Origin of the sequence: Streptococcus raffinosi, assembly GCF_030284685.1 — a bacterium.
Taxonomy (GTDB): Bacteria; Bacillota; Bacilli; order Lactobacillales; family Streptococcaceae; genus Streptococcus; species Streptococcus raffinosi.
Map to the genome: position 1 here is coordinate 1 of NZ_JASUZV010000018.1, position 25729 is coordinate 25729.

Annotated in this window: 11 protein-coding genes; all 11 read left to right on the top strand. The window is 42.9% G+C overall.

Annotation, left to right across the window (positions count from 1 at the left end; translation table 11 throughout):
• A partial coding sequence (locus tag QRD39_RS09805; protein WP_285956369.1) for a Rib/alpha-like domain-containing protein occupies positions 1-699 on the top strand: 699 nt, incomplete at its 5' end.
• Positions 700-1162: 463 nt separating this feature from the next.
• A complete protein-coding gene (locus tag QRD39_RS09810; RefSeq protein ID WP_285956370.1) occupies positions 1163-7237 on the top strand; it encodes a ZmpA/ZmpB/ZmpC family metallo-endopeptidase in 6075 nt (2024 codons plus the stop codon).
• A 441-nt stretch (positions 7238-7678) separates the two neighbouring features.
• Positions 7679-11314: a mucin-binding protein gene (locus tag QRD39_RS09815; protein WP_285956371.1), complete on the top strand. Its 3636-nt coding sequence runs from the start codon at positions 7679-7681 to the stop codon at positions 11312-11314.
• 183 nt (positions 11315-11497) lie between these two features.
• Entirely contained in the window at positions 11498-12706 is a 1209-nt protein-coding gene (locus QRD39_RS09820) for an exonuclease SbcCD subunit D (protein ID WP_285956372.1), read from the top strand.
• Complete coding sequence (locus QRD39_RS09825; protein ID WP_285956373.1) at positions 12703-15882, top strand: SbcC/MukB-like Walker B domain-containing protein; 3180 nt, start codon at positions 12703-12705, stop codon at positions 15880-15882. The genes QRD39_RS09820 and QRD39_RS09825 overlap by 4 nt, the downstream gene beginning before the upstream one ends.
• 376 nt (positions 15883-16258) lie before the next feature.
• Positions 16259-18352 carry a glycosyltransferase gene (locus tag QRD39_RS09830; RefSeq protein ID WP_285956374.1) on the top strand — a complete coding sequence of 698 codons (2094 nt, stop codon included), beginning with the start codon at positions 16259-16261 and terminating at the stop codon, positions 18350-18352.
• A 134-nt stretch (positions 18353-18486) separates the two neighbouring features.
• A complete protein-coding gene (gene secY2 / locus QRD39_RS09835) occupies positions 18487-19713 on the top strand; it encodes an accessory Sec system protein translocase subunit SecY2 (RefSeq protein ID WP_002889540.1) in 1227 nt (408 codons plus the stop codon).
• 101 nt (positions 19714-19814) lie between these two features.
• The gene (gene asp1, locus QRD39_RS09840; protein WP_285956375.1) at positions 19815-21386 is read left to right on the top strand and encodes an accessory Sec system protein Asp1; all 1572 of its coding nucleotides are present in this window, start codon (positions 19815-19817) and stop codon (positions 21384-21386) included.
• A complete protein-coding gene (gene asp2, locus QRD39_RS09845) occupies positions 21373-22911 on the top strand; it encodes an accessory Sec system protein Asp2 (protein WP_060934290.1) in 1539 nt (512 codons plus the stop codon). The genes asp1 and asp2 overlap by 14 nt, the downstream gene beginning before the upstream one ends.
• Positions 22912-22913: 2 nt before the next feature.
• Complete coding sequence (gene asp3, locus QRD39_RS09850; RefSeq protein ID WP_037613584.1) at positions 22914-23360, top strand: accessory Sec system protein Asp3; 447 nt, start codon at positions 22914-22916, stop codon at positions 23358-23360.
• Positions 23353-25728 (top strand): accessory Sec system translocase SecA2, encoded by a 2376-nt coding sequence (gene secA2, locus QRD39_RS09855; RefSeq protein WP_008535090.1) that lies wholly within the window; start codon positions 23353-23355, stop codon positions 25726-25728. Before asp3 ends, secA2 begins: the two co-directional genes overlap by 8 nt.
• Position 25729: the final 1 nt, after the last annotated feature.

Below are 25729 nucleotides of genomic sequence, written 5' to 3' on the forward strand. Positions count from 1 at the left end.
AAGGACCAAACCGTTAATGTTGGTGAAACGCCAGACGCTAAGAACTCAATCGGTAATGTGGACAACTTGCCAAACGGCACAACCTTCACTTATAAGACTCCAGTAGACACTGCGACTCCGGGTGATAAGAGTACAACTGTCGTTGTGACTTACCCAGATGGTTCAACGGATGAAGTGCCAGTCACAGTTAAGGTTGTAGATCCTCGTACTGATGCAGATAAGAACACACCAACACCTAAGGACCAAACGGTCAATGTTGGTGAAACGCCAGATGCTAAGAAGTCAATTGGTAACGTTGATAGCTTGCCAAACGGAACAACCTTCACTTATAAGACTCCAGTGGATACAACAACACCAGGAGACAAGGGCACAACAGTCGTAGTGACTTACCCAGATGGTTCAATTGATGAAGTTCCAGTTACTATCAAGGTTGTAGATCCTCGTACAGATGCGGATAAGAACATTCCAGCAACAACTATTCCAGCACCTAAGGCAGCTCCAGCTCCTATGATGCATAAACAAACCCCAGCATCATCTGCAGCTCCAGCTAATCCAGAAATGTCATCAGTTTCAACCGCTACTAAGAAACAAGCATTGCCTGAAACAGGTGAAAACACATCATCAGTAGCTGCCCTCTTTGGTGGTTTGATGACAATTGCTGGACTTGGTTTAGCAGGAAAACGCAAAAAAGAAGACTAAAATAGTCAAAAGACCAAAAACCTTAATATAGTTAGTATGACTATTTCAGTTTTCGAAAAAGAGACTCATCCCGAAAGGGGTGGGTCTCTTTTGTGTGCTTTTGAGAGTAAGTATCATATTAAAATATTAGATAAAAAGAGCGGAAATTGCTATGTCATAGACGTTCTACAGATTGAATGGCAATTGGTTTTGATTCAAGATACTTAAACTGATAGAAAATACTATGTATACTAATCCTATTATGAAACGGTTTAAGAACTTTCATAGAGACTGAGTCTCAGATGAAAAATAGTTTTTTATATTGATTAAAAATTAGAGAAAATACTTGCCTAAATATTAAAAAAAGGATATGATAGACTTCGGAAGAAGGTTAATAAATGCATAAAGTGCGTGTTTATTCGATAACGTCTTTGTTTTTGACGTGCCTTTGGGGTACAACGATTAACAAATAGGAAGTTTATGAATGAAACAAGCAAATCATGTTGTTGAAAAAGTGACAAAATACGCCATTCGTAAGTTGTCAGTAGGTGTTGGACCAGTTGCTATTGGAACATTCTTAATAGCAGGTGGTCTTTTCGTGTCTAAACCTGTTGAGGCAGACCAAGTCAGCGCTGATGCTTCAGTGCATTTGGCCTATGTTACTGAAAATGAATTGACACCAGCAGAGCAGAAACAAGTGGTCCATGCCATTCCTAAGGACTATCAAAATGAAGATACGTTTTATTTGGTCTATAAACGTAAGGGAGACACGCAAGCTACCTTACCTCAGACAGGCAGTACAGAATGGGCGGCGACAGGTCTAGGGTTGGCAACAGCAAGTATGGCTGTCCTTCTGTTTTCAAAAAAACACCGTAAAAAACTCATTGGTCTGGTTTTGATCGGGGCTACAGGTCAAACTCTCTTTATGCCGGTTGAAGTGCTTGCTTTGCAAAATAAGGAATTGCGTGCTTTTAATCAGACCGTGGCAGTTTCTAGCGCAGAGGATTTAGCTAAGGGTGTCATCACCATTGATGGTTACGAATATGTTGGCTATCTTCGTTACTCCGCAAAACCTGAACTTGAACAGCCTTTAGAGACGGTTTTTAAAGGGCTTGAACCATCCATAAAAGACGATAAGGCACCAAAGCAAGAAGCCACCGATAAAGAAACGACGGAAAAAAGTTGGCAAAAGGGTAGTCAGGAAATCGAGCACGAGGGAGAATCTCTCGTTCAACCAAGTGTTCCTGAAAACAGTGCGCCAACAAGTGCCAATGGCACACAGGAAGTTGGCCACGAAGGTGAAGCGACTGTGCAACCAGCCGCCCCGGAATATACCGGTCCAATCAGTGCCAATGGTACGCAGGAAGTTGGTCACGAAGGTGAAGCGACTGTGCAACCAGCCACTCCGGAATATACCGGTCCAATCAGTGCCAATGGTACGCAGGAAGTTGGTCACGAAGGTGAAGCGACTGTGCAACCAGCCACTCCAGAGTATACTGGTCCAATCAGTGCTAATGGCACGCAAGAAATTGGTCACGAAGGGGAGGCTGCTGTTCAACCTGTCAATCCCGAGTATACTGGTCCAATCAGTAGCGATACTATAAGTGCCAATGGTACACAGGAAGTCGGTCACGAAGGAGAAGCGTGGGTTCAACCAGCCGCGCCAGAATATACCGGCCCAATTAGTGCTAATGGTACCCAAGAAGTTGGTCATGAGGGCGAGTCGCTCGTTCAACCAGCCGCCCCGGAATATACCGGCCCAATTAGCGCTAACGGTACTCAAGAACCTGGCCACGAAGGCGAAGCCCTTGTTCAACCTGCTAATCCAGACTATACAGGTAAACTAGAAGCTAAAGGGACTCAGGAGCCAGGTCATGAAGGCGAAGCCACTGTTCAGCCAGCCAATCCAGACTATACAGGCAAACTAGAAGCTAAAGGAACCCAAGAACCAGGTCATGAAGGTGAAGCCCTGGTCCAAGCTGATAACCCTATTCATACCCCAGTTGTAGGAAGTATCACAGAGACTGAAACGCAAGCCATTGATTATCCTATCGAAGTTATCACTGATGATAGCAAGTATGTGGATGAAGAAGTTGTCGAACAAGAGGGGCAAAAAGGTAGCCAAGAAATCCAGAAGATTTACCAAACCATTGATGGTGTCAAGGTTGGTGAGCCAACCATTGTGTCAGGTAAGGTTATCGAGGTACCACAGCCTAGAAAAATTCGTCGTGGTAGCAAATCTCTAGATGGAACAACGACTGAAGAATCTATTGTAGAGCTTCCATTTAAGGAAATTATCCAAGAGGATGATAGTCTTGAAAAGGGCACTCTTAAGGTTGTTCAAGAAGGCCAAAAAGGTCAAAATAAAATCACCAAGGTCTATAAGACCTATAAAGGGAATAAGACGTCTGAGGCACCAACTATCACTGAAACCGTGCTCGTTCCTGTTCAAGACCGTATCGTTCATAAAGGGACTAAGGTGTCAGAAAAGCCTGTGCTTACACTGACACAGATTGACAAGGATGATTTGGGTCGCAGTGCTAAACTGAGCTACAACTTGACTAATCCAGGTTCAGCAACCATTACGACTATTAAAGCAGTCCTTAAGCAAGATGGACAAGTTGTCCAAACGCTTGATATTCCTAGCACGACCTTGACTGCTGACCTAACCAACTTAGCTTATTACAAGCCTTATACACTTACAACAACCATGACCTTTAATCGTGGCAATGGTGAGGAAAGTCAGGTCTTGGCAGACCAAACCATCCAACTTGACCTCAAGAAAGTTGAGATTAAAGACCTTGCCCGTACAGATTTGATTAAGTATGACAATCAAACAGAAGTGGATGAGACCCGTCTGACAGCTGTGCCTCAGGATCTCACGAATTATTACTTGAAGATGACTTCGGCAGATCAGAAGACCACTTACTTGGCAGTTAAGTCTATCGAAGAAACAACAGTTGATGGCAAAGCGGTTTATAAGGTGACTGCAGAAGCAGATAATTTGGTGCAACGGGATGCTCAAAATCACTTTGCGCAAACCTATAGCTACTACATTGAGAAACCAAAGGCCAGTCAAGCCAATGTTTACTATGATTTTGGTGAGTTGGTCAATGCCATTCAGGCTAATCCTTCAGGTGAATTTAGGCTGGGTCAAAGTATGAGTGCTCGTCACGTCGTTCCAAATGGCAAGTCATACATTACCTCAGAATTTACCGGTAAGTTGATTAGTGATGGTGACAAACGCTTTGCAATCTATGATTTGGAGCACCCATTGTTTAATGTCATCAATGGCGGAACTATCAAGAATATCAACTTTGAAAATGTAGACATCAATCGCCCTGGACAAAATCAAATCGCGACGGTTGGATTTAACCTTAAAAACAAAGGTCTGATTGAAGATGTTAAGGTGACTGGTTCAGTTACTGGTAATAATGACGTTGCTGGTATTGTCAATAAGATTGATGAAGATGGTAAGATTGAAAATGTCGCCTTCATCGGTAAGATTAACTCTGTTGGTAATAACTCAACAGTTGGTGGGGTTGCTGGCTCAAACTACATGGGATTTGTTAACAGAGCCTATGTGGATGCGACTATTACGGCCAATAATGCCAATGCTAGTATGCTGGTACCATATGTCACCTACATGCTTAATAGCTGGAAGTCAGGAACCAAGGCTAGAGTAACAAACTCAGTAGCTAAAGGTGTGCTTGATGTTAAAAACACAAGATATGTTGGTGGTATTGTTGCCAAGACTTGGCCTTACGGAGCTGTTCAAGACAACGTGACCTATGCCAAGGTTGTCAAAGGTCAAGAAATCTTTGCTTCTAATGATGTGGATGACGAAGATGGTGGACCTCATATCAAAGACCTCTTTGGGGTTATCGGCTATAGTTCTGCCGAAGATGGTACTGGTAGAGATACCAAGAGTCCGAAAAAACTCAAACATTTGACTAAGGAAGAAGCTGATAAGCGTGTTGAAGGCTACAAGATCACAGCTGATACATTTGTCAGCGAACCTTACGAGTTGAATACCCTTAACAATGTTTCTAGTCCATCAGACTTCGCCAATATTCAAGACTATAAGCCAGAATACAAGCAGGCTTACAAGAATATTGAGAAATTCCAGCCATTCTATAACAAGGATTATATTGTCTATCAAGCAAACAAACTGGCTAAAGACCATAACCTGAATACCAAAGATGTGCTCTCAGTGACACCAATGAAAGACAGTAATTTTGTCACAGATTTAAGTGATGCTAACAAGATTATTGTTCACTATGCTGATGGTACTAAAGACTACTTCAAGCTTTCAGATAGTTCCGAAGGTTTGAGCAACGTTAAGGAGTACACTGTGACTGATTTGGGTATCACGTACACCCCAAATATCGTTCAAAAAGACCACTCAAGCCTCATCAACGGTATTGTCGATATCCTTAAACCGATTGAGTTGCAGTCTGACCCAATTTACCAAAAACTTGGTCGTACCGGAGGAAACAAGGTCAATGCTATTAAGAATCTTTACTTGGAAGAAAGCTTTGACGCTGTTAAGGCTAATTTGACTAACCTTGTCACTAAGCTAGTTGAAAATGAGGATCATCAACTCAACCAATCACCTGCTGCCCAACAAATGATTCTTGACAAGGTTGAGAAAAATAAGGCTGCCCTTTTGCTAGGTTTGACCTACTTGAATCGCTACTATGGTGTGAAATTTGATGATGTCAATATCAAGGAACTCATGCTCTTTAAACCAGATTTCTATGGTAACAATGTGGATGTTCTTGACCGCTTGATTGAAATCGGCTCTAAGGAAAATAGTATCAGTGGTTCAAGAACATATGATGCTTTCGGTGAAGTTCTAGCGAAATATACTAAATCTGGAGATTTAAACGACTTCCTCAACTACAATCGAAAACTCTTTACCACTATTGATAATATGAACGATTGGTTCATTGATGCGACTAAGGATAAGGTCTATGTTGTCGAGAAAGCTTCTCAAAACCAAGGTGTCGGCGAGCACAAGTACCGTGCTTATGATAACTTAACCCGTGGCTTGCATCGAAAGATGATTCTTCCTTTGTTGAATCTTGATAAGACACAGATGTTCTTGATTTCTACTTATGACACCATGTCTTATGGTACAGCCAATAAATACAACACGACCTTGGAAAAATTCAAGCCTGAGATTGATTTGGCTGCTCAACGTCAAATTAACTATCTTGATTTCTGGCAACGATTGGCTACCGATAAGGTTAAGGACAGATTGTTCAAGGATATTGTCATTCCGGTCTGGGAAGGTTACTATGTCTGGGGTCATGGTTGGCCAGGTTGGCCAGATCGCTACGGCCAATTTAAAGACAGTAAAGATATCTATGCGCCAATTCGTGAAATCTATGGCCCAGTCGGCGAATACTATGGAGACAACGGAGCTATGGCCGGTGCCTATGCTGCTATCTATGACAATGCCTTCGATAATCGTGCCAAAGTTACTTTCGTTATGTCTAATATGATTAGTGAGTATGGTGCTTCGGCCTTCACGCATGAAACAACCCACGTCAATGACCGTATTGCCTACTTTGGGGATTATGGTCGTCGTGAAGGAACAGACGTTGAAGCTTATGCCCAAGGTCTTCTTCAATCACCAGCTACTCAGGGTCACCAAGGTGAATACGGAGCACTAGGACTCAATATGGCCTTTGAACGCCCTAACGATGGTAATCAATGGTATGACACTAATCCAAACAAGTTGAAATCACGTGAAGCCATCGACCGTTACATGAGGGGCTACAACGATACCCTCATGCTTCTTGACTCACTTGAAGGGGAAGCAGTCCTCAGTCAAGGAAATCAGGACCTCAATAACGCATGGTTCAAGAAGGTCGATAAGGAAATGCGTGGTAGCAGCAAAAATCAATACGATAAGGTTCGTCCTTTGAACGATAGTGAAAAGGCTATTAGATTGACCTCTATTGATGACCTTGTGGACAACAACTTCATGACCAATCGTGGTCCAGGAAATGGTGTCTATAAACCTGATGATTTCTCTTCTGCCTATGTCAATGTGCCTATGATGTCTGCCATTTATGGTGGAAATACCAGCGAGGGTTCTCCTGGTGCCATGTCCTTCAAGCATAATACCTTCAGACTTTGGGGTTACTATGGTTATGAAAAAGGCTTCCTTGGTTATGCGACGAACAAGTATAAACAAGAAGCCAAAGCAGCCGGTAAGAATACTCTGGGTGATGACTTTATCATCAGCAAGATTTCGGATGGTCAATTCACCTCTCTAGAAGCCTTCAAGAAGGCCTACTTCAAAGAAGTAAAAGAAAAAGCGTCACATGGCATGACACCAGTAACGATTGATGGCACAAGTGTTGCCTCTTACAATGATTTATTGACCTTGTTCAAGGATGCTGTTGCCAAAGATGCAGCAAGTATCAAGACGGATAAGAATGGTAATAAGTCAGTGTCAACAAGTCATACGACTAAACTTAAAGAAGCTGTCTACAAGAAACTCTTGCAAGAAACAGATAGTTTCACAAGCTCTATTTTCAAATAATAGCTCAAAGAATCCCTCTTGGAAAACATCCAAGGGGATTTTTGAGTCTTGTCAAAAAATTAGCGGAGAGAGGTATTTTCTATCATTAGATTGGCAATAGGGAAAGCATAAGGTCAGCTTATCACCGATTGATCTTGTATTTTTTAATCCTTATCATAAAAAGAACATAAAAGAGTAGCGTGGAGACGGATTTTTAATAAAAAGAGTCTGCTTATGAAAGTCTTTTGAAAATTATAAAACTGACAAAGTGGTTCATTTTGGAAAGTTATGGTTAGAACGCTTTGATAAATCAAAGGATTTAGATAAGGGACAAAGATTAATGTTTTCTAAGAAAAATTAAATTTACAAACAATTATTAGTATATATTTGACAATTTAATAATTATGGTATAAAATGGAAGACGTATATAAAGTAATTTGGATATTGAGGAATTTTATTACTATGAGAGATATGTTTAATAAACGCCAACATTTTTCATTACGGAAATACAGCTTTGGTGTAGCCTCTGTTCTTTTGGGAGTTTCAATCTTTTCAAATGCACAGGGCGCACAAGCTGATGAAACGGTAGCACCAGCTACTACAGGTATGGCAACAACTGCTGAACCTGATGTGGTTGTAGAACAGTCAACACCGGCAGCGGCATCAACGGCCCCAACAACAACAGAAAATGCACCAAGCTCAGTGTCAACTGTGGCTTTGGCCAGCGAACAGTCCCAATCAGTAGCACCAGCCAGCCAGGCAACTTCGACTAGTCAAACAGCAGCTAGCTCAGAAGTAGCGTCACATGCTGCTTCACAAGTTAGCTCTGAGTCTGCAGCAGCGCAAGCAACTTCAGTAGCTACAAGTGCACAAGCCCTTAGCTCAACAGCAGCCACTGAGGCTCCTGTAGCTGGACAAGTCTCAGCTCAAACGACTGGTGCAGCCACTTCAGTTGCAACAGCAACAGAAGCTACTAGCACAGAATCAAAGGCTGTTAATAGCGCCCTTAAAGTAGCTACAAGCGAGTTGGCTGTGACAAGCAACGAATTAAACGCAGCTGAAGCTAGTCTTAACTCTGAAAACCTCATCAATGCTATGGGACTTGCGGTCGCAAACCGTGACCTTCGTCCAGTTGATGCGCTTACTGTTTTGACCAATGCTGGAGCAGGCTCAACCAACCCTGACTTGACCAACCTTGGCTATAAGTTGAACTATTTGCCAGAACGTCAACAGTACTTTGTTAACATTGACTACATCAACCACCTTAAAGTCGGTCGTGATAGCGATGGTGTCATGAGAGCTTATGACTACATTGACGATGCGACTGGTAGATATGTGGTTGTCGTAAACTATGCCAACCTTGGTATTATCGACTATGTGGATGAAGCTGGAAACAAGATTCCAAACTCTTCAACCTACCGTATTAACAACTCAACTGAAACAATTACAGCAAACGGTAAAACTTACAATAAAATCTATGATGCCGGTATAACAGAACTTCCACCAGTGCCAGCAGGTTACCGTATCAAGTACGCATCTGCTGATAAGTCTAGAGCAAATGCTTATGTGGATGTTTTGAAAGCAGAACGTCAATATGACTATGTTAACGGTATTGCAACGATTCGCTCAAATCGTTCTTGGGCCTACAATCAAAGTCGTGTCGTTGACCTCGTTCAATTTGCCAATGGCGCTCAAGGTTTAGATGCTTCTATTGATGCTAATGGTGGCGGTCAATATTTGGCACCAGGTTACCATTACCACATTATCGTTGAAAAAGATACTAAAGATGTGACTAAGGCAACCAGTCAAACCGTTAACTACACAGGTGCTGATGCTAAGACACCAGCTGCTAACACCCAAAATGACTTTAGCTTTAGCGGTAAAGAAGATCCTACAACTAACACAACAACTTGGACAGCAACGAGCCATACTTATGGCACAGTTAAGACTCCAGTTGTGACTGGCTATTATGCGGATAAAGCAGTAGCTGGTGGTAAGACAGTTACTCCAGATGCCCCAAATGCAACTGATACAGTGACTTACAAGGCCTTTGGTAAATTCATTGCTGTTGATGAAAATGGCAATCCAATTCCAGGTATCTCAACAACTGCTTATACAAACGATCCAGATGATGCGACTAAGATGATTGCCATCGACAAGACAATTCCAAGTATCACTGGTTACACTGTTAAAGCCCTTCCAGCCTCTCCATCAAATCCTGGTGAAGACACACGTGTCGTTTACGTAGCTATCGTTAACGATGTGACTAAAGCAACTAAACAAACGGTTACATTCCAAGGTGCAGGCGACAAGACACCGGCAGCAGATGTGAAATCTGACTATACTTTTGCAGGTAAAGATAACCAAGCAACTGGTAAGGTGACTTGGAATGAAGCTAGCCACACCTATGCTAGCGTTAAAGTTCCTGTTGTAACAGGTTACTTTGCTGATAAAGCCCTAGCAGGTGGCAAGACAGTTACTCCAGATGCTCCAGAAGCAACTGATACCGTAACTTACAAGGCCTTTGGTAAATTCATCATTGTGGATGAAAATGGCAATCCAATTCCAGGTGTTTCAGATACTGCCTACATCAACGATCCTAACGATGCAACTAAGATGATTGCTGTTGACAAGAACTTGCCTACTATCCCAGGATACACTGCTAAGGTTGTACCTGCGACACCAGGTGATTTGTCTAGCGATACTAAGGTTGTCTATGTTAAGAATGACCAAAAAGCAAGTGTCACTTATCGTGATGAAACCGGTGGTTCTACGCTTGAAACCGTTGCTTTAGCTGGTAAATCTGGCGAAGCGGTTGGTTATTCGACAGCTGAGCGCATCAAACACTATCAAGACCTTGGCTATGTCCTTGTGACAGATGGTTACCCAGCTGGTGCAACATTTGATTTGGACAGTACGGTAGATCAAGCTTGGACAGTAAGCTTCAAACGTGTTGCACTTGACTTTAATCCAGATGATGCTCACGAACCAGGTACGCCAATCTATCCTAACCAACCAAATGGTCCAAAATGGCCTGCTAAGGATGCCTACCTCAAGGATGTGACTTACACTGTTCATTATGCAAGTAAAGACAGCAATGCGAAATTGCCAGCAGACAGTGTTCAAAAGGCACAATGGAAACGTTCATTGACCCTTGATTCTGTAACAGGCGATATTCTTACAACTGGTGAATGGAAGGCAGATAAGACTAAATTTGACCTCGTCATCACACCATTGGTTAATGGTTACTTCGCTGATAAAGGCCGTGTAGCTGCTCAAGATGTTACTATGGACAGCAAGGTTGAAACGGTTACTTACACTAAATTTGGTAAGATCATTCCTGTTGACGAAAAAGGGAATCCAATCCCAGGTGCTGAAGGAATCTCTTACACAAATGACCCTAATGACCCAACCAAGGCTGCTATGACGCTTGTTCCTGAGATTAAAGGTTACAAGGCTGATAAGACTGGTGTGACACCAAGCAATCCTGGTGAAGATACTAAGGTTGTTTACAAGTTAATCAATGCAGAGCCTGCTAAACCAGCAGTTAACAAAGAAGTTGGTACAATCGTCGTTATCTACCGTGATGAATATGGTAACCAAATCAAGATGCCACTTGTTATCACTAACTCTGTTGGTGCTGATGTTAACCTTCACGGCGACCGTTACATCTACCGTAATGGTGTAAAATACGAATTGATTCGTCAAGAAGGTAAATCAACAGACAAGATGACTGAAGGTCAAACAGTTGTTACTTACATCTACCGCAAGGTTGAAGATGGTTCAACACCTTCAACTGCTAATGGTGGAAGCTCAACTTCTAAAGCTGTTAAAGCAACTTCAAACGGTTCTAAAGGATCTAAGGGTTCAGGATCTGGTTCAGCTGCTGATGGTGCTTCAGACGGTAAAGGTTCAGATAAGAAGAAATCTGGAAATAAAGATGGTAAGAAGGCAGATGGTTCTGATAAAGCTAAAGAAGGCGATGAACAATTGCCAGTAACAGGTGACTCAGGTAACAACCTCGAAGCAATGGGTGTTGTTGTCATGGGACTCATGACTGGACTTGCAGCTATGAACCGTCGTAAAAAACAAGACTAAGATTTCCTATCTTATCTCTCATAAATACTAAAAAAAACTCTTTCGAGTGTGAATTGCTCGGGAGAGATTTTTTTGTCTTTACAGATAAAAAGCAAGAAACGTCACTAAGTTTGTGACTCTTTTAAGCAGTATTTAGTTTGATAAGGTACAATAGAGTAAGACAAAACGAATGAGGAGACTGTCATGAAGTTTTTACATACGTCAGATTGGCATGTAGGGCGAACGCTCAATGGCTGGTCTTTGTTGGAGGAGCAGGAGTGGGCTTTTCAACAAATTGTGGATTTGGCGATTTCGGAACAGGTAGATGGGGTCATCATTGCGGGAGACCTCTATGACCGTGCGGTACCGCCTGTGGATGCCATTAAGCTTTTTAATAAGACCTTGGCACGTTTGGTCTTGGAGGAGCAGATTCCTGTTTATGCTATCAGCGGCAATCACGATGGGGCTGAACGTTTGCATTTTGGGCGAGACTTTTTTCAACCTCAGGGCCTTCATTTGAGCACACGTTTAGAGGAGGCTTTTGAGCCTATTGAGTTGGAGGATTGCCAGATTTTCCTGCTGCCTTTTATCGACCCTATTGATGCTCGTATCTACTATAAGGATGATAAGGATAAGGAAATTCAGGGGATTGGTGATGCCTTGGCCTACATTATTGAAGATATGGAAAAAGCCTTTGATCCTGACAAGGCCCATATTTTGGTGACGCATTTTGCGGTTTCTAAGAAGGATGACCAAGATGGTCAAAGTCTACGGGAATTGATGTTGTCTGAAACTAGCAATACGGTAGGTGGTCTTACCAATGTGACTAGTGACCTTTTCAAGGCTTTCGATTATGTAGCCTTGGGGCATATCCATACGCGCTTTGCCAGTCCAACCAAGCGCGTGCACTATTCAGGCAGTCCGGTCGCCTTTAATGTCAAAGAAGCCAAGCGTAAGGAAGAAAAAGGTGTCTATATTGTTGAATTGGATGCGTCTGGTGATTTGTCTCAGGCCTTCCATCCTCTAGAGGTTAGACGCCCGATTTTAGCCTTGCAGGCGCCTTTTGAAACCTTGATGTTACCTGAATTTTATAAGGAACAGCCTTGTCAAAAGGCTTGGTTTGCCTTTGATATTCAACTGTCCAGTCGTAAGGAATTAGAGGGAGTCAATGTGCGTGCCCGTCTAGAAGAAATTTATGGGACAGATATTGTGGAAATCACCTTCAGTCGTCTTGGTGATGTCAGGGAAGAAAGCTTGACTGTTGATCAGCACTTAAAAGATTTGGAAATGCAGTCGCCGCAGGAAATTGTCTCTGATTTTTACCAGACAGTGACTGGGGGTGATGTCTTGTCTGAGAGACAGACTGCCCTTGTGGAAAGTATTTTTGAAGAGATTGAGAGGAGCCGACAATGAGACCAGTTCAGTTAGAATTGACCAATTTTGGGCCTTATCGTAAGGAAATCATCAATTTCACCCAGTTTGACCATGCTCCCCTCTTTTTGATTGGTGGAGACACGGGGGCTGGTAAGAGTACCCTCTTTGATGCCATGACGGTAGCCTTGTTTGCGACGACCAGTGGTGATCGTAATGTCGAGGAGATGCGGTCGACCTTCGCTGGTCCAGAGGACGACTTGACCAAGGTGACTTTTTACTTCCAACAGGGCAAGCATCTTTATCGCATTGAGCGTGTTCTCCAGCAGGAGAGGGCCAAGCGAGGCGGTGGTACGACCATACAAAAAGCAACAGCTTCTCTAGTCATTGTGGATAAGATTGGGGGTCAGGAAATTGAAAAACTTGGTGATAAAATCAAGGAAGTTGGTGACCAGATTGAGCAGATTTTGGGGCTCAATGCCGAGCAGTTCAAGCAGATTATCCTTCTTCCGCAAAATGATTTTAGTCGATTCTTGAAAGAAGATTCCAAGACCAAGACCCAAATTTTGAAGAAAATCTTTGGAACAGGTATTTTTGACCGTTTTCAAAAGAGCTTGGAAGAGCGTCTTCGTCAGAGCAATAAGGATATGGATAAGCGTCAGGCTCAGCTAAATGGTCATTTTGCCAGTCAGGTGTGGTCTGAGGAGGAATTAGCCGTCTTGGCCCAAACGCCAGCCTCTGAAAAATTGGCCCGTCTTGAAGAGCTTCTGTCTCAGCGTCAAGAAAGTCTTAAGGAGCAGAAAAGCATCTTGAAGGATGCCCATGAGGACTTGGCTAAACTGCAGAAAAGCTTGCAAAGTGCTCAAGATTTGGCAAAGATTTTTCAAGAATTGGAGCAAGCCAAGGAGCGTTATCGTCTGGAAATTGAGGAAGGTGCTCAAGAACAGGCAGTGGCTAAAGCACACCTAGAGGAATTGCAGTTTGCTCAAGGCTTACAAGAAACCATTAGTAGCTTGAAGCAGTATCAGAAGCAGTTGTTGCAATTAGAACAGGACCTTGAAATTGCGCAGGAAGCTTTAAGTGTCAAGGAGCAGGCTTTTGAGGACGTTAAGGCTCAAAAAGAGGCACTTGCAGCTCAATCTGAGGCTTTTCTTCAAAAAGAAGAAAAGATGGGAGTTTGGAAAGAGGACATTATTTATGCCCAGAGTCTGGCCCAAGAGCAGGAGAAAATCAAACGTTCAAGAACTAACTACAAGCAGTTGGAAGGAACTTATCAGCAGGCGTCGAAAAAGATTGAGACTCTTAACAAGTCCTTGTCAGATTTGGAGGCCAATCGTCTTAGTGTAGATAGCTTGCATGAGGCCGAAAAACTCCTCCAGTCTGTGGACTACAGTGTGGAAAAACAACTGGCTCAGGACCTGAAAGAAATAGAGGACTTGAATCAGGAGTTGGAAAAGACCGACAAACGTCATCAAAGGCTGTCTTTGGAAATTGACCGAGCCCAAGAAAGCCTCAAGAAATTGGAAGCGAAGTTAGCAACAACCATAGCCTCACGCCGTCAGCTCATGATTGCCCAGTTGCAGGCAGAATTAGAGGATGGTCAGCCTTGTATGGTTTGTGGTGCTCTGGAACATCCTAAGGTTGATGCGAATCAAGCTGATGAAGCGGCTTTGAGGGATCTCATGGACCAGGTGGAGAAGCTTCAAGTTCAAAAAGAAAAGCAAGTCGCTACCTTGTCAAATCGTCAGGCTACCTTGAGCGAGGTCGAATCTAAACGTCATGACCTGCTTGACCAAGTGGCAAAAGCTGAGCAAACACTGGTAGAGCATTACCAAGAACTGAAGGAACAAGTTGAAGGTCAATTTGAATTTGAGTTTGCTGAGAGCTATGAGTCCAGTCATGGACAAAACTTGTTAAAACAAGTTAAGAAGCATTATCAAGAACTCCAAACACGCTATGATAAGGAAGAGACAGATTATGTCCGATATCAAGATGAGATAGGTAAAGCTCAAGAAAAGACGACAGATTTAGCTAAGAGCTATCAAGAGGCCAAGGCGGTGCTTGACCAAGCTAGGGAGCGCCTAGAGGACTTGCAGAAAGCTCATCCAGAGCTAGAGTCCGTAGAGGTTTATCAAGACCGTATTGCACATGCCAAGCAGGATTTGGCTCTTTATGAGAAACAGGTCAAGGAGAATGGTGAAGCCTACAACCAACTTCATTCCGATATTAGAGAAATCAAGGGGCAAGTTGAGACCATAACCACTTCTAAAGAAAAAGCCAATAAAGATGTTCAGCGTTTATCAGCTGAACTAGACCAAAATCTTATGGCTGAAGGAGCTCTCACCAATGACCTAGAGCAAATTCAGCTCTGGTTGCTTGAGGTTAACCATCAAGCCATTCCTAAGCTCCAGGCTCAATTGACAAGCTACCAAACTCTTAAACAAGAATTGAAGGCGCAGATTGTCAAGGGTCAAGAGCTTATCAAAGACCAAGAAAAGCCGGACCTTGGCAATCTAACACAAGCTGTAGAGGTTAGTCAGGAAAGCTATGATAAGCAACTGGCTCAGGTGTCCGTCATGGAAAAAGGTCTTAAGGATGCGACGGCTACCTACCAAGCCACCAAAGCCCTTCAAGATAGCAACCAAGAGGCCTTCAAGGCCCACCAAGAACTCAGTGACTTGGTCAAGGTGGTCAAGGGAGAAAATACGGCTCTAACTGGTCGTCTCAATCTGGAAGTTTACGTCATCCGTCAGTATTTCCAACAAATCTTGGATTATGCCAATGCCAACTACATCGGTCTCTTAACGGATAATCGCTATTCCTTTGTCCTGAGTGAAGAAGGACGCAGGGCACGTGATCACTTTGGTTTGGACATCAATGTCTATGACCAGCTGACAGGTAGCGAGCGTTCTGTCAAATCCTTGTCTGGTGGTGAGACCTTTATTGCTGCACTGGCCATTGCCCTATCCCTCTCAGAAGTCGTGCAAAATAAAAGCAAGGGTGCCGTTATTGAAGCCCTCTTTATCGACGAAGGGTTCGGATCGCTAGACAAGGAAGCCCTGACCAAGGCTATTGCCGTCTTGGAACAAATCGGTGAAAATCGCATGGTCGGTGTCATCAGCCATGTGGACGACATGAAAGAAGGCATTGCCCAACAACTAGCCATCATTAAGTCGCACGATGGCAGTAGCCGTATTAAGATTGTGGATAAGGGGTAGGGGGAGTAGAGAGATTAAGAGCCTCCACCAAACTTTTTAACCATTCTAAGAGATAGCTGTCATCTGACCTATCTCTTTTTCTAGTCCCTTTGTTAGAAGCGTCCCAACTGTCAGTTTTTTCTGAAAAATAAAAGGAAATAATGTTGCAAAAAATTCCTCATATAAAAGTTAATCTATTAGAAAATTAAGTGATTGTATGATATAATCTAATATGGTTAAGTCTCGTTAAAATCAGGGAAAAGGATATAGAAAGTGCTGACAGTCCTTATCTTTTGTGACTGCAGAAACTGCTGTTAACCTCTTAAACGGGTCCTTGTGTATAGGGAGCTGTTTGAGACAGAACACTAATACTAGTTAGAAGAAATAAGACATAAAAATGACAGAAAAAATTTCCGTAATTATACCCGTTTACAATGTAGAAAAGCAGATTCAGACCTGTTTAGACAGTGTTTTGGGTCAAACCTATCAAAATCTTGAAATCATTCTCATCAACTATGGGTCAACAGATAATAGTGATACGATTTGCCGTAGATATGCTGCTCAGGACTCACGTATTCTTTATTTTAAAAAGGATAACGGTGGACTTTCAGATGCCCGTCATATTGGTATCCGCCAAGCTAAGGGTGACTATGTGACTTATGTGGATGCGGAAGATTGGGTTGAGTCAACCTATTTGGAAGACCTCTATAGCAAACTTTTGGCTTATGAGGCTGATATTGCTGTGGCCAATTATAGTGTCTATAAGGAATCGGAGAATCGCTTTTATTTTCACATCAAAGATGAAGACTATTACGAGCAGGTTTATTCACCGGCTCAGATTATAGACGGCCTCTTTGAAGAAACTAACAACATTAATATCGCCCTGATTTCTGCGACTGGGAAACTCTACAAGCGTTCTTTGTTTAACGACTTGCTTTTCCCTAAAGAACATGTGGGGGAGGACGGCTTTTTCAATCTTAAGGCCTATCTCATGAGTGAGCGCACGATTTACCTTAACAAGGGTCTCTACATTTATCGTGAGAGTCCTGAGATGCCATCGGCGACTTGGATGCAGGACTGGATGATGACCTTGGTTTACGCCATGGAAGAGCGCTTGGCTATTGTGGCTAGTCATGGTTTCCCTATGGAAAAATACATGATTACCTACCGTCAGATGCTGGCTGCTTGCCTGAAAAATGTGGAAGAGCAAGGGCTTACGCATTCTGATGCCTACCGCTCTATTCAGGAAAAATATCAGGTCTTACGCTTAGCGCCTCAACGTTATGAGACCAAAAAGCGTGCTATTGTCCTAGCGGCTAACTATGGTTATGTTGATCAAGTGCTTGCGACCATGAAGTCCATCATTTTTCACCATCGTAATATCCGTTTTTACTTGATTAACGATGATTTCTCACAAGAATGGTTCAGGGGGCTCAACCGTCATCTGGCTGCTTTTGGTAGTGAGGTGATTAACTGTCGTGTGGACAGTAGTCAGATCAAGCAATACAAGACTAATAGTAACTATGCCAGCTATCTCCGCTATTTTGTAGCTGATTTTGTGTCTGAGGAACAGGCACTGTATCTGGATAGTGATATGGTGGTTACGGGTTCACTGGAGGATCTTTTCACACTTGATTTGCAGGGTCGCCCTCTGGCTGCTGTACGTGATTATGCTATTCAGGTTCAGGACCGTCAGTATATGTTTGATGCCGGGTTCATGGTGATTGATACTGCCTATTGGAAGCAGTACAACATGAGACGCCACTTAATTGACATGACCAGTGAGTGGCATGATAAGGTACCATTTGCGGAGCAGTCTATTTTGAATATGGTCTTCCGTAATAACTGGTTGCCCTTGTCTTTTGACAATAACTATGCCGTCACCAAGTCGAGTTTGGCTGGTTTCCATTTGCCTAATGGACAATCTTATCCTAAGGTTCTACACTACGCCTCACATCGTAAGCCTTGGTTGCCTTTAGCCTGTCAAGCCTATCGTGACGTTTGGTGGTTCTATGCCCAAATGGATTGGTCTGAGGTGGGGAATAATCCTGGCTTGCTACCACTCTTAGAGGATATGATTTATCCGAAGGGGCGTCCATTTACCTGCCTGATTTATACCAATATTGCAGAAATTCCGCATTTGACAGATCTTATCTCTGCGCTTCCTAAGGTTCAGTTTAAGATTGCCTGTCGCCAGCATGTTTCAGATAAACTGGCACAATTAATTACTTATCCTAATGTGACAGTTTACTCAGCCATTGCAGGCTTAAATGGTTTAGACTTGGAGTTGGTTCATACCAGTGACCTCCTTTTGGATATTAATCCTGGAAGAAAGGTAGTGGAAATCCTTGATGCCTTTAGGTTCGAAAATAAACCCATTCTAGGTTTTGAGGATCTCAAGTCAACCAAACATAACCAACAGACTTACTCAAGAGATCGTTGGAAAGAGATGGCTGAGACCATTCGTCAAATGCGTAAAAAGAGCCTTTGATGAGGCTTTTGCTCGTTTGGTTTTGGTATGAATAGGAAATAAAAAACTCAGTGACTTAGACAGAGAGTAATGTCTGTCTCGCCTTTCATAAGGTAAGATTAGCCTGTCCACAGAGGCAGGAAGTAGGAGTAATAGTGAAAAAAATTAGTCAATCGATAATTACCAAGCGTGTCTTATGGACCATCTTTTTCCTCTTCATTTATTGTGTAGGGAATCAATTGGTTCTTCCTTTTGTGGATTTGAAACATGCCAATATCTTTGGAGGAGTCATAGGTTCCTTGGCTTTCTCTAGTGCAATGATGGGAGGAAACCTCAGGTCCATGTCACTTTTCTCAGTGGGCTTGTCGCCTTGGATGTCGGCCATGATTCTTTGGCAGATGTTTTCTTTCTCTAAGAAAATGGGCTTAAAAAACCTCCCTATTGAAATTCAGGACCGTAGGCGAATGTATTTGACTCTAGCAATCGCAGTCGTCCAGTCCTTGGCAGTGTCCTTAAACCTGCCTATCGTCTCCGGGGTCAATGCTGGCCTCGCCATTTTTATGAATACGATTCTGTTGATTGCCGGGACTTTTTTCTTGGTCTGGCTATCAGATCTTAACTCCCTCTTTGGGATTGGTGGTTCCATTGTCATCTTGATGGCAAGTATGATGGCTAATTTGCCTTTCCAAGTCATGGAGAGTTTTGATAAGTTAGGTATCGGTTGGGATGTCTTTCTTCCCTTAATCCTGTTCAGTTTGGTCTTCCTCTATATTTCAGGAGTTGTCCAACGGGCCAGATATCGTATTTCAATTAATAAAATCAATATTCATAACCGCTTCAAACAATATTCTTACTTGGATATTATGTTGAATCCAGCTGGAGGGATGCCTTTCATGTATGCCATGTCTCTAGTCAGCATTCCTCAGTACGTCTTTATGCTGATTCAATTTATCCATCCTGAAAACAAGTGGACCAGTGGTGCCATCAAGGCCTTGACTGTCGGTCAACCCATCTGGCTGGCCGTTTATATGGTCATGCTCTTCGTTCTCGGTTTAGCCTTTGCCTTTGTTAATGTTAGTGGTGAACAAATCTCTGAACGGATGCGCAAGTCGGGTGAATACATCTATGGTGTTTATCCAGGTCAAGAAACCAGTGCTTATATCAACCGCTTAGTTCTTAGGCTTGGTTTCATCGGTGCCCTTTACATGCTCTTTATGGCAGGGGTTCCCATGTTAGTTGTCTTGGTCAATCCAGATTATTTGCAACTGAGTATGATTCCAGGGACCTTCTTGATTTTTAGCGGTATGATTTACAATGTTAACGAGGAAATGAAAGCTTTGAAGCTCAACACTTCCTATACCCCACTTTTTGAAAATGTATAAAACACTCACCCCTCATGGGGTTGAGAGGTAGGCTGGTGACATGTGATCGGTCTACCCCTCAATCTCAAGTATTGTGATGTAAAGACAATAAAGGAGAATTCATGTATTATTTTATTCCAGCTTGGTATGGGCAGACGGATGAATTTTGGAAGACGTCCATTGACCCTTGGTATCTGACACGTCAAAAAATTGAATTTGATGATAGTCTACACCAAGTCCGTATTTTTCAGGATGAGGAGCTGACTCCGCAGCTCTTGCTTTTGGCCTACCAGCCACATTTGCGTTATTTCTTACACCGTCATGATGTCTTGGAAGTTAAGGCCACAGCCATCTTTGACTTGATTCAGGGAATTAGCGATGAAGCTATGCGAAACCTGCAGGTGACCGATTTGGACTGGCCTGAAGGCTCTACCTTTGTCTATACACCGTTTGCTATTGTGGTTCAATGCCAGCACAAGCGTTATGCCGAAATTGAGTTCGGTACTGAAGGGTTTATTGCCATGATTCGCTACTTTAATGAAGAGCAAATCATCCGTGAAGATGTCTATGATGATCGTGGCTTTATTTCAAGTAGTCTCTATTATGAAAATGGTCAGCCAATCTATCGCAATTACCTAAATGCTAAGGGAGTTTGGCAGCTTTGTCACTTCTTTGATGGACGTGGGATTGTGGCTAATCCTAGAACAGACGGCCGCTTTAATAAGAGTTACTACGGTGACCTTTCGGAAGTCATTTGGGAATTTTTGGATAAATTTTTGGCAGAAAAAGTGACGAATGAGGACCGCTTTGTTATAGCTTCAGACTTGCGTCACAACAAGCCCCTCTTTAATCACTTACCAGCAGAAAATATCAAGATTTTGACCTGGTTTGCAGAACGAAATCAAGATGACAGTATTGATGCCTATGCAAGCTTCTTGCCACAAGTTGACTTGTTGATTGCTGACCGCTATGATTACTTGGAGCAACTTCAGGTCGCCTATCCAGAAGAGGCCAAGAAGCTTAAACACATGGCTTCCTTTGATACCCGTTTGGCTTTGGGAACCAGTCAACGTGTCAAAGAGTCTAAGATTTTCTATCAGGTTGATTTGAATCAGTTGGATTTAGAGGCTATTTATCAAGTATTAGCATTCGTAGCCAAGTATCCTAAGACTCGTGTTGAATTTGGGGCCTTTAATGCCAATCCAGAGCAACTTCAAAATTTGGAACATCAAGTTGAAAAAATGATTGACGAACGTTTTAGCTCAGAAGTCTTTGAAGAGGTTGTTGAAAGTAGTGGTGCGGAAAATAGATTGGAAGAGAACAATGAAATCATCAGTCGTTTTTCATTCCAAGACCTCCGTGACGAGACGGCTCTTATCAAGTCTCTTCGGTTTACACGACTCATTGTCGACTTGAGTAAGGAGCCTAACCGCTATACCCAAATCGCAGGAATTAGTGCCGGTATTCCACAGATTAACCGAGTGGCGTCTGAGTATGTGACCCATCAAGAAAATGGTTATATCTTGAAGCACTTGTCTGATTTTGAAAAGGGAGCTTATTACTATTTGGGTCAGTTGAACAACTGGAACCGTTCGCTTATCTATTCTATTGAGAAAATTAAGGAAAATACAGGAGACCGTTTGGTGCAAAAATGGGAAAATTGGTTGAAGGAGGAGCAGCATGGCCAAGGATAAACGCTTGAAAATACTACAAGTTGGATCAGCTAACTGGTCAGAAAATCAGGAAATTCCTGAAAATATGAATTGGTATTTTAGTCCTCTTGGTCAACTTGAGACCTTGCAAGAAACCATCGAAGCTGACGAAATCAAGACTTTCACAGCAGTTCTTGTAGATAGTCCTGAAGGGCTCGAGGAATTGATGGCTATTAGAGAATGTTTGATTCCTCATACTGTTTTCTTTGACCAAACCATAAAAGTATCAGACGAGAGCCTTCTTCAGTTTCTGAAGGAAATTTGTGCTGTTCCGACGGATTTTTCAAATCAAGGCCAGCTGATTATTACCCTTTCCAAAGCGCTCTTTTCAGGTCAATATGGGGATAAATTGTTTCCATTTAGGATTCAAGCCAACCCCAATTTCACGGGACAAGTGACTTATCACGGTTATGAGAGTGTGATTTTGTCAGGTGATTATGGTCAGGAGTATACGCCGGTTTTAGATTGGACCTATAATATCAGAGCCAGCAAGGAAAATCCTATTGAACTTTGGTTGGAATTTGACAAAGATGAGACCTGCGAGTGCCGTTTAATTCTCAATCTTGTGCCAGAAGGTTCAGTTGTAGATATCTTCAAGACCTACATCGTTTCAGAAGAAGAAATGCGCAAGGGAGCTATTGTCCTTGACGAGGATAGAACCTTCCTTTTGTCAGCGAGTCTGGAGATGAAGGGACAGGGTAAGATTACCATTGGTGGGCTTCACCAACGCTTGACTCGCTTCCAGTTTGGGAAGTTTGTCCTTGGCGGTGGTATTCTCCATGATCACAAACGTCAGGAAGTCAACTATTTCTTTTATCCTGGCGACTTCAAGCCACCTTTGTCTGTTTACTTTTCCGGTTTCCGTCCTGCAGAAGGTTTCGAAGGTTTTGGGATGATGAAAGCTTTGGGAACTCCCTTTTTGCTCTTTTCAGACCCTCGACTCCTAGGGGGAGCCTTCTACATGGGAACGAAAGAATTTGAAAATAGTATCAAGAACACTATTCAACATTACTTGGATTATCTAGGCTTTGATAATGATCAACTCATCCTCTCTGGGATGTCTATGGGAACTTTTCCATCAATGTACTACGGTGCAGACTTTGAACCTCATGCCATTATCATGTCTAAACCTCTAGCTAATGTTGGTACGATCGGTAACCGTGCCCGACTCTTGGCGCCAGAGGTCTTTCCAACAGGGATTGATGTCTTGCATTTGCAGACAGGACGTTTGGATAATGACGGTGTTGAGGCCCTTAATCAGAAGTTCTGGGATAAGTTTAAAAAAGCAGATTTTTCAAACACGACCTTTGGTCTTTCCTACATGAAGGACGAGGATATGGATCCGACGGCTTACGAGGATATCACCAAGTCTCTCTATTACTCGGGGTCTAAGATTCTTAGCAAGGGAACATCAGGTCGACACAACGATGATTCTGCTACGGCGACAACTTGGTTTGTCAATTTTTACCGTATGATTTTAGAAAATGATTTTGGAAGAAAGGAGTAAGAATGTTCAGAAACAAGAAATCAGAAATTCTGTGGGGCTTAAATCTTAGGACTTATATGTATGGTTCAACAGTTGTTAAACGCCAAGATGGTTCTGTGCAATTTTACAATCCTTTGGTGCCATCAGGAACTGACATTAAGTCCTGGGTGGCTATCCAAAACTATCAATCAGATCGTACCCAGCCTGACCTCCCATTATTGAAAAAAGGGCACAGCTATGACTTGACGGCTAATCTCGAAGCTGTACCAACAGGCTCAGTCTTTTTGAAAGTTAGCTTTTTGGACCGTTATGATAATGAAATCAAGCAGCTTATTGAAAAAAGTACTCAGATGACCTTTGTCTACCCACACGAAGCTTATACCTATAGTATTTCGCTTTTGAGTGCTGGGGTCAAAGAGCTGGATTTCTACAGCTTAAAACTGGAAGAAACAGGAGAAGAACATGTTTAAACAACTGAATCCTATTCTCCCTGTTAAGGAGATACTCAAGGAAATCAATGGCCTAGCTGATGAAATGGCTGGTTTGAGCAACCTTGAGTTGAAAAATAAAACGCAGGAATTTCAGGAGCGTTTGGCCCAAGGAGAAAGCTTGGATGACCTTCTTCCAGAAGCTTTTGCGGTTGTTCGTGAAGCGGATAAGCGCGTGCTAGGCATGTTCCCTTATGATGTTCAGGTCATGGGAGGCATTGTCATGCACCAAGGTCATATAGCCGAGATGAATACAGGTGAAGGTAAGACTCTAACGGCTACCATGCCTGTCTACCTGAATGCCTTGTCAGGTCAAGGAGCCATCCTAGTTACGACCAATGAATACTTGGCTATCCGTGACGCTGAGGAAATGGGGCAGGTCTATGAGTTCCTAGGTTTGACGATTGGTGTTCCTTGTGTAGAAGGCAGTAATGAGATGGATCCATCAGAAAAGCGGGCCATCTACCAATCAGACATCGTATATACGACCAATGCTAGCCTAGGCTTTGACTATCTGATTGATAACCTTGCGTCTAACCAAGACGGGAAATACATGCGTCCTTTTAACTATGCCATTGTCGATGAGGTGGACTCGGTCCTTCTTGATAGTGCCCAGACGCCCTTGATTATTTCTGGTGCACCTCGTGTTCAGTCCAACTACTATGGGATGATGGACACCCTGATGACTACCTTGGTTGAGGGTGAAGACTATGTCTTTAAAGAGGAAAAAAGTGAAGTTTGGTTGACGACTAAGGGGGCTAAGGCTGCCGAAAGTTATCTGGGTATCGGCAACCTCTACGATGAGGAAAATAGTACCTTTGCCCGTCACCTACTCTTTTCACTTCGTGCCCACTTGCTCTATAAAAAGGACAAGGACTACATTATTCGAGATGGCAAGAAGGGGCCGGAAGTGGTGCTTCTTGACAAATCAACAGGTCGTCTCTTGGAATTAACCAAGCTCCAAGGTGGACTCCACCAAGCTATCGAAGCCAAGGAATTAGTGGCCCTGTCACAAGAAACCAGAGCTATGGCTTCCATCACCTACCAAAGTCTCTTTAAAAAATTCCAGAAAATTTCAGGGATGACAGGGACTGGTAAGGTAGCTGAAAAAGAATTCCTAGACACCTATGGCATGAAGGTCATTCAAATCCCAACCAACCGTAAGAAACAACGTATCGACTATCCCGATAAGATTTATGCGACCTTACCAGAGAAGGTCTTCGCTTCTTTAGAGTATGTTAAGCATTATCATGAAAAAGGCAATCCAATCTTGATTTTCGTTGGGTCAGTGGAAATGTCAGAGCTCTATTCTTCCCTGCTTTTGCGTGAAGGAATCGCTCATAACCTCTTGAATGCTAACAATGCACCACGTGAAGCGGAAATGATTGCCGAATCAGGACAAATGGGTGCCGTGACGGTTGCGACCTCAATGGCTGGACGTGGAACGGATATCAAGCTTGGTAAGGGTGTAGCTGAACTCGGAGGTTTGGTTGTTATCGGTACCGAACGTATGGAAAGTCAACGTATTGACCTGCAAATCCGTGGCCGTTCTGGACGTCAAGGAGACCCTGGCATGTCTAAATTCTTCGTCTCACTTGAAGACGACGTGATTAAGAAATACGGTCCATCATGGGTTCACCGTACTTACAAAGAATATGCCATTAGTGACCACATTGAGCCTAAGGAATTGACCGGTCGTAAGTACCGTAAATTGGTTCAAAAAGCCCAAGAAGCCAGTGAAAGTTCTGGTCGTACCTCACGTCGTCAGACGCTTGAGTTTGCAGAAAGTATGAACATCCAACGTGAGATGATTTATGCACAACGTGACCGTCTCATCTTCCACAATCAAGGTTTGGATACTGTTATCGATGAGGTACTTGACGACTTTATCGATCAGGCTGTGGCTGATGAAGATTTCTCAAAAGCAGAAAATCTCTATCACTTTATCTTGCGAAATATCAGTTTCCGCATCAATGAGATTCCTAAAGATTTGGATCTTAACAATCGTGAAGAAGTCTTGGAACTCATTTACCAGTTTGCCTATCGTGAGCTGGAGGCCAAGAAGCAGGAGTTGAAAACTAAGGAACTCAATGAGTATTTCCAACGTTTAGCCATGCTTAAGGCTGTGGATGATAACTGGGTAGAGCAGGTAGACTATCTGCAACAACTCCAAATGGCTATCGGTAGCCAGCAACTCAGTCAAAAAAACCCTATTGTCGAGTATTACCAAGAGGCCTACAAGGGCTTTGAGGCTATGAAACGTCAAATCAGAAAGGATATGGTTCGTAATCTCCTCCTCAGTCAGGTGCAAGTCACTAAAAAAGGAGATATCATCAGCCATTTCCCATAAA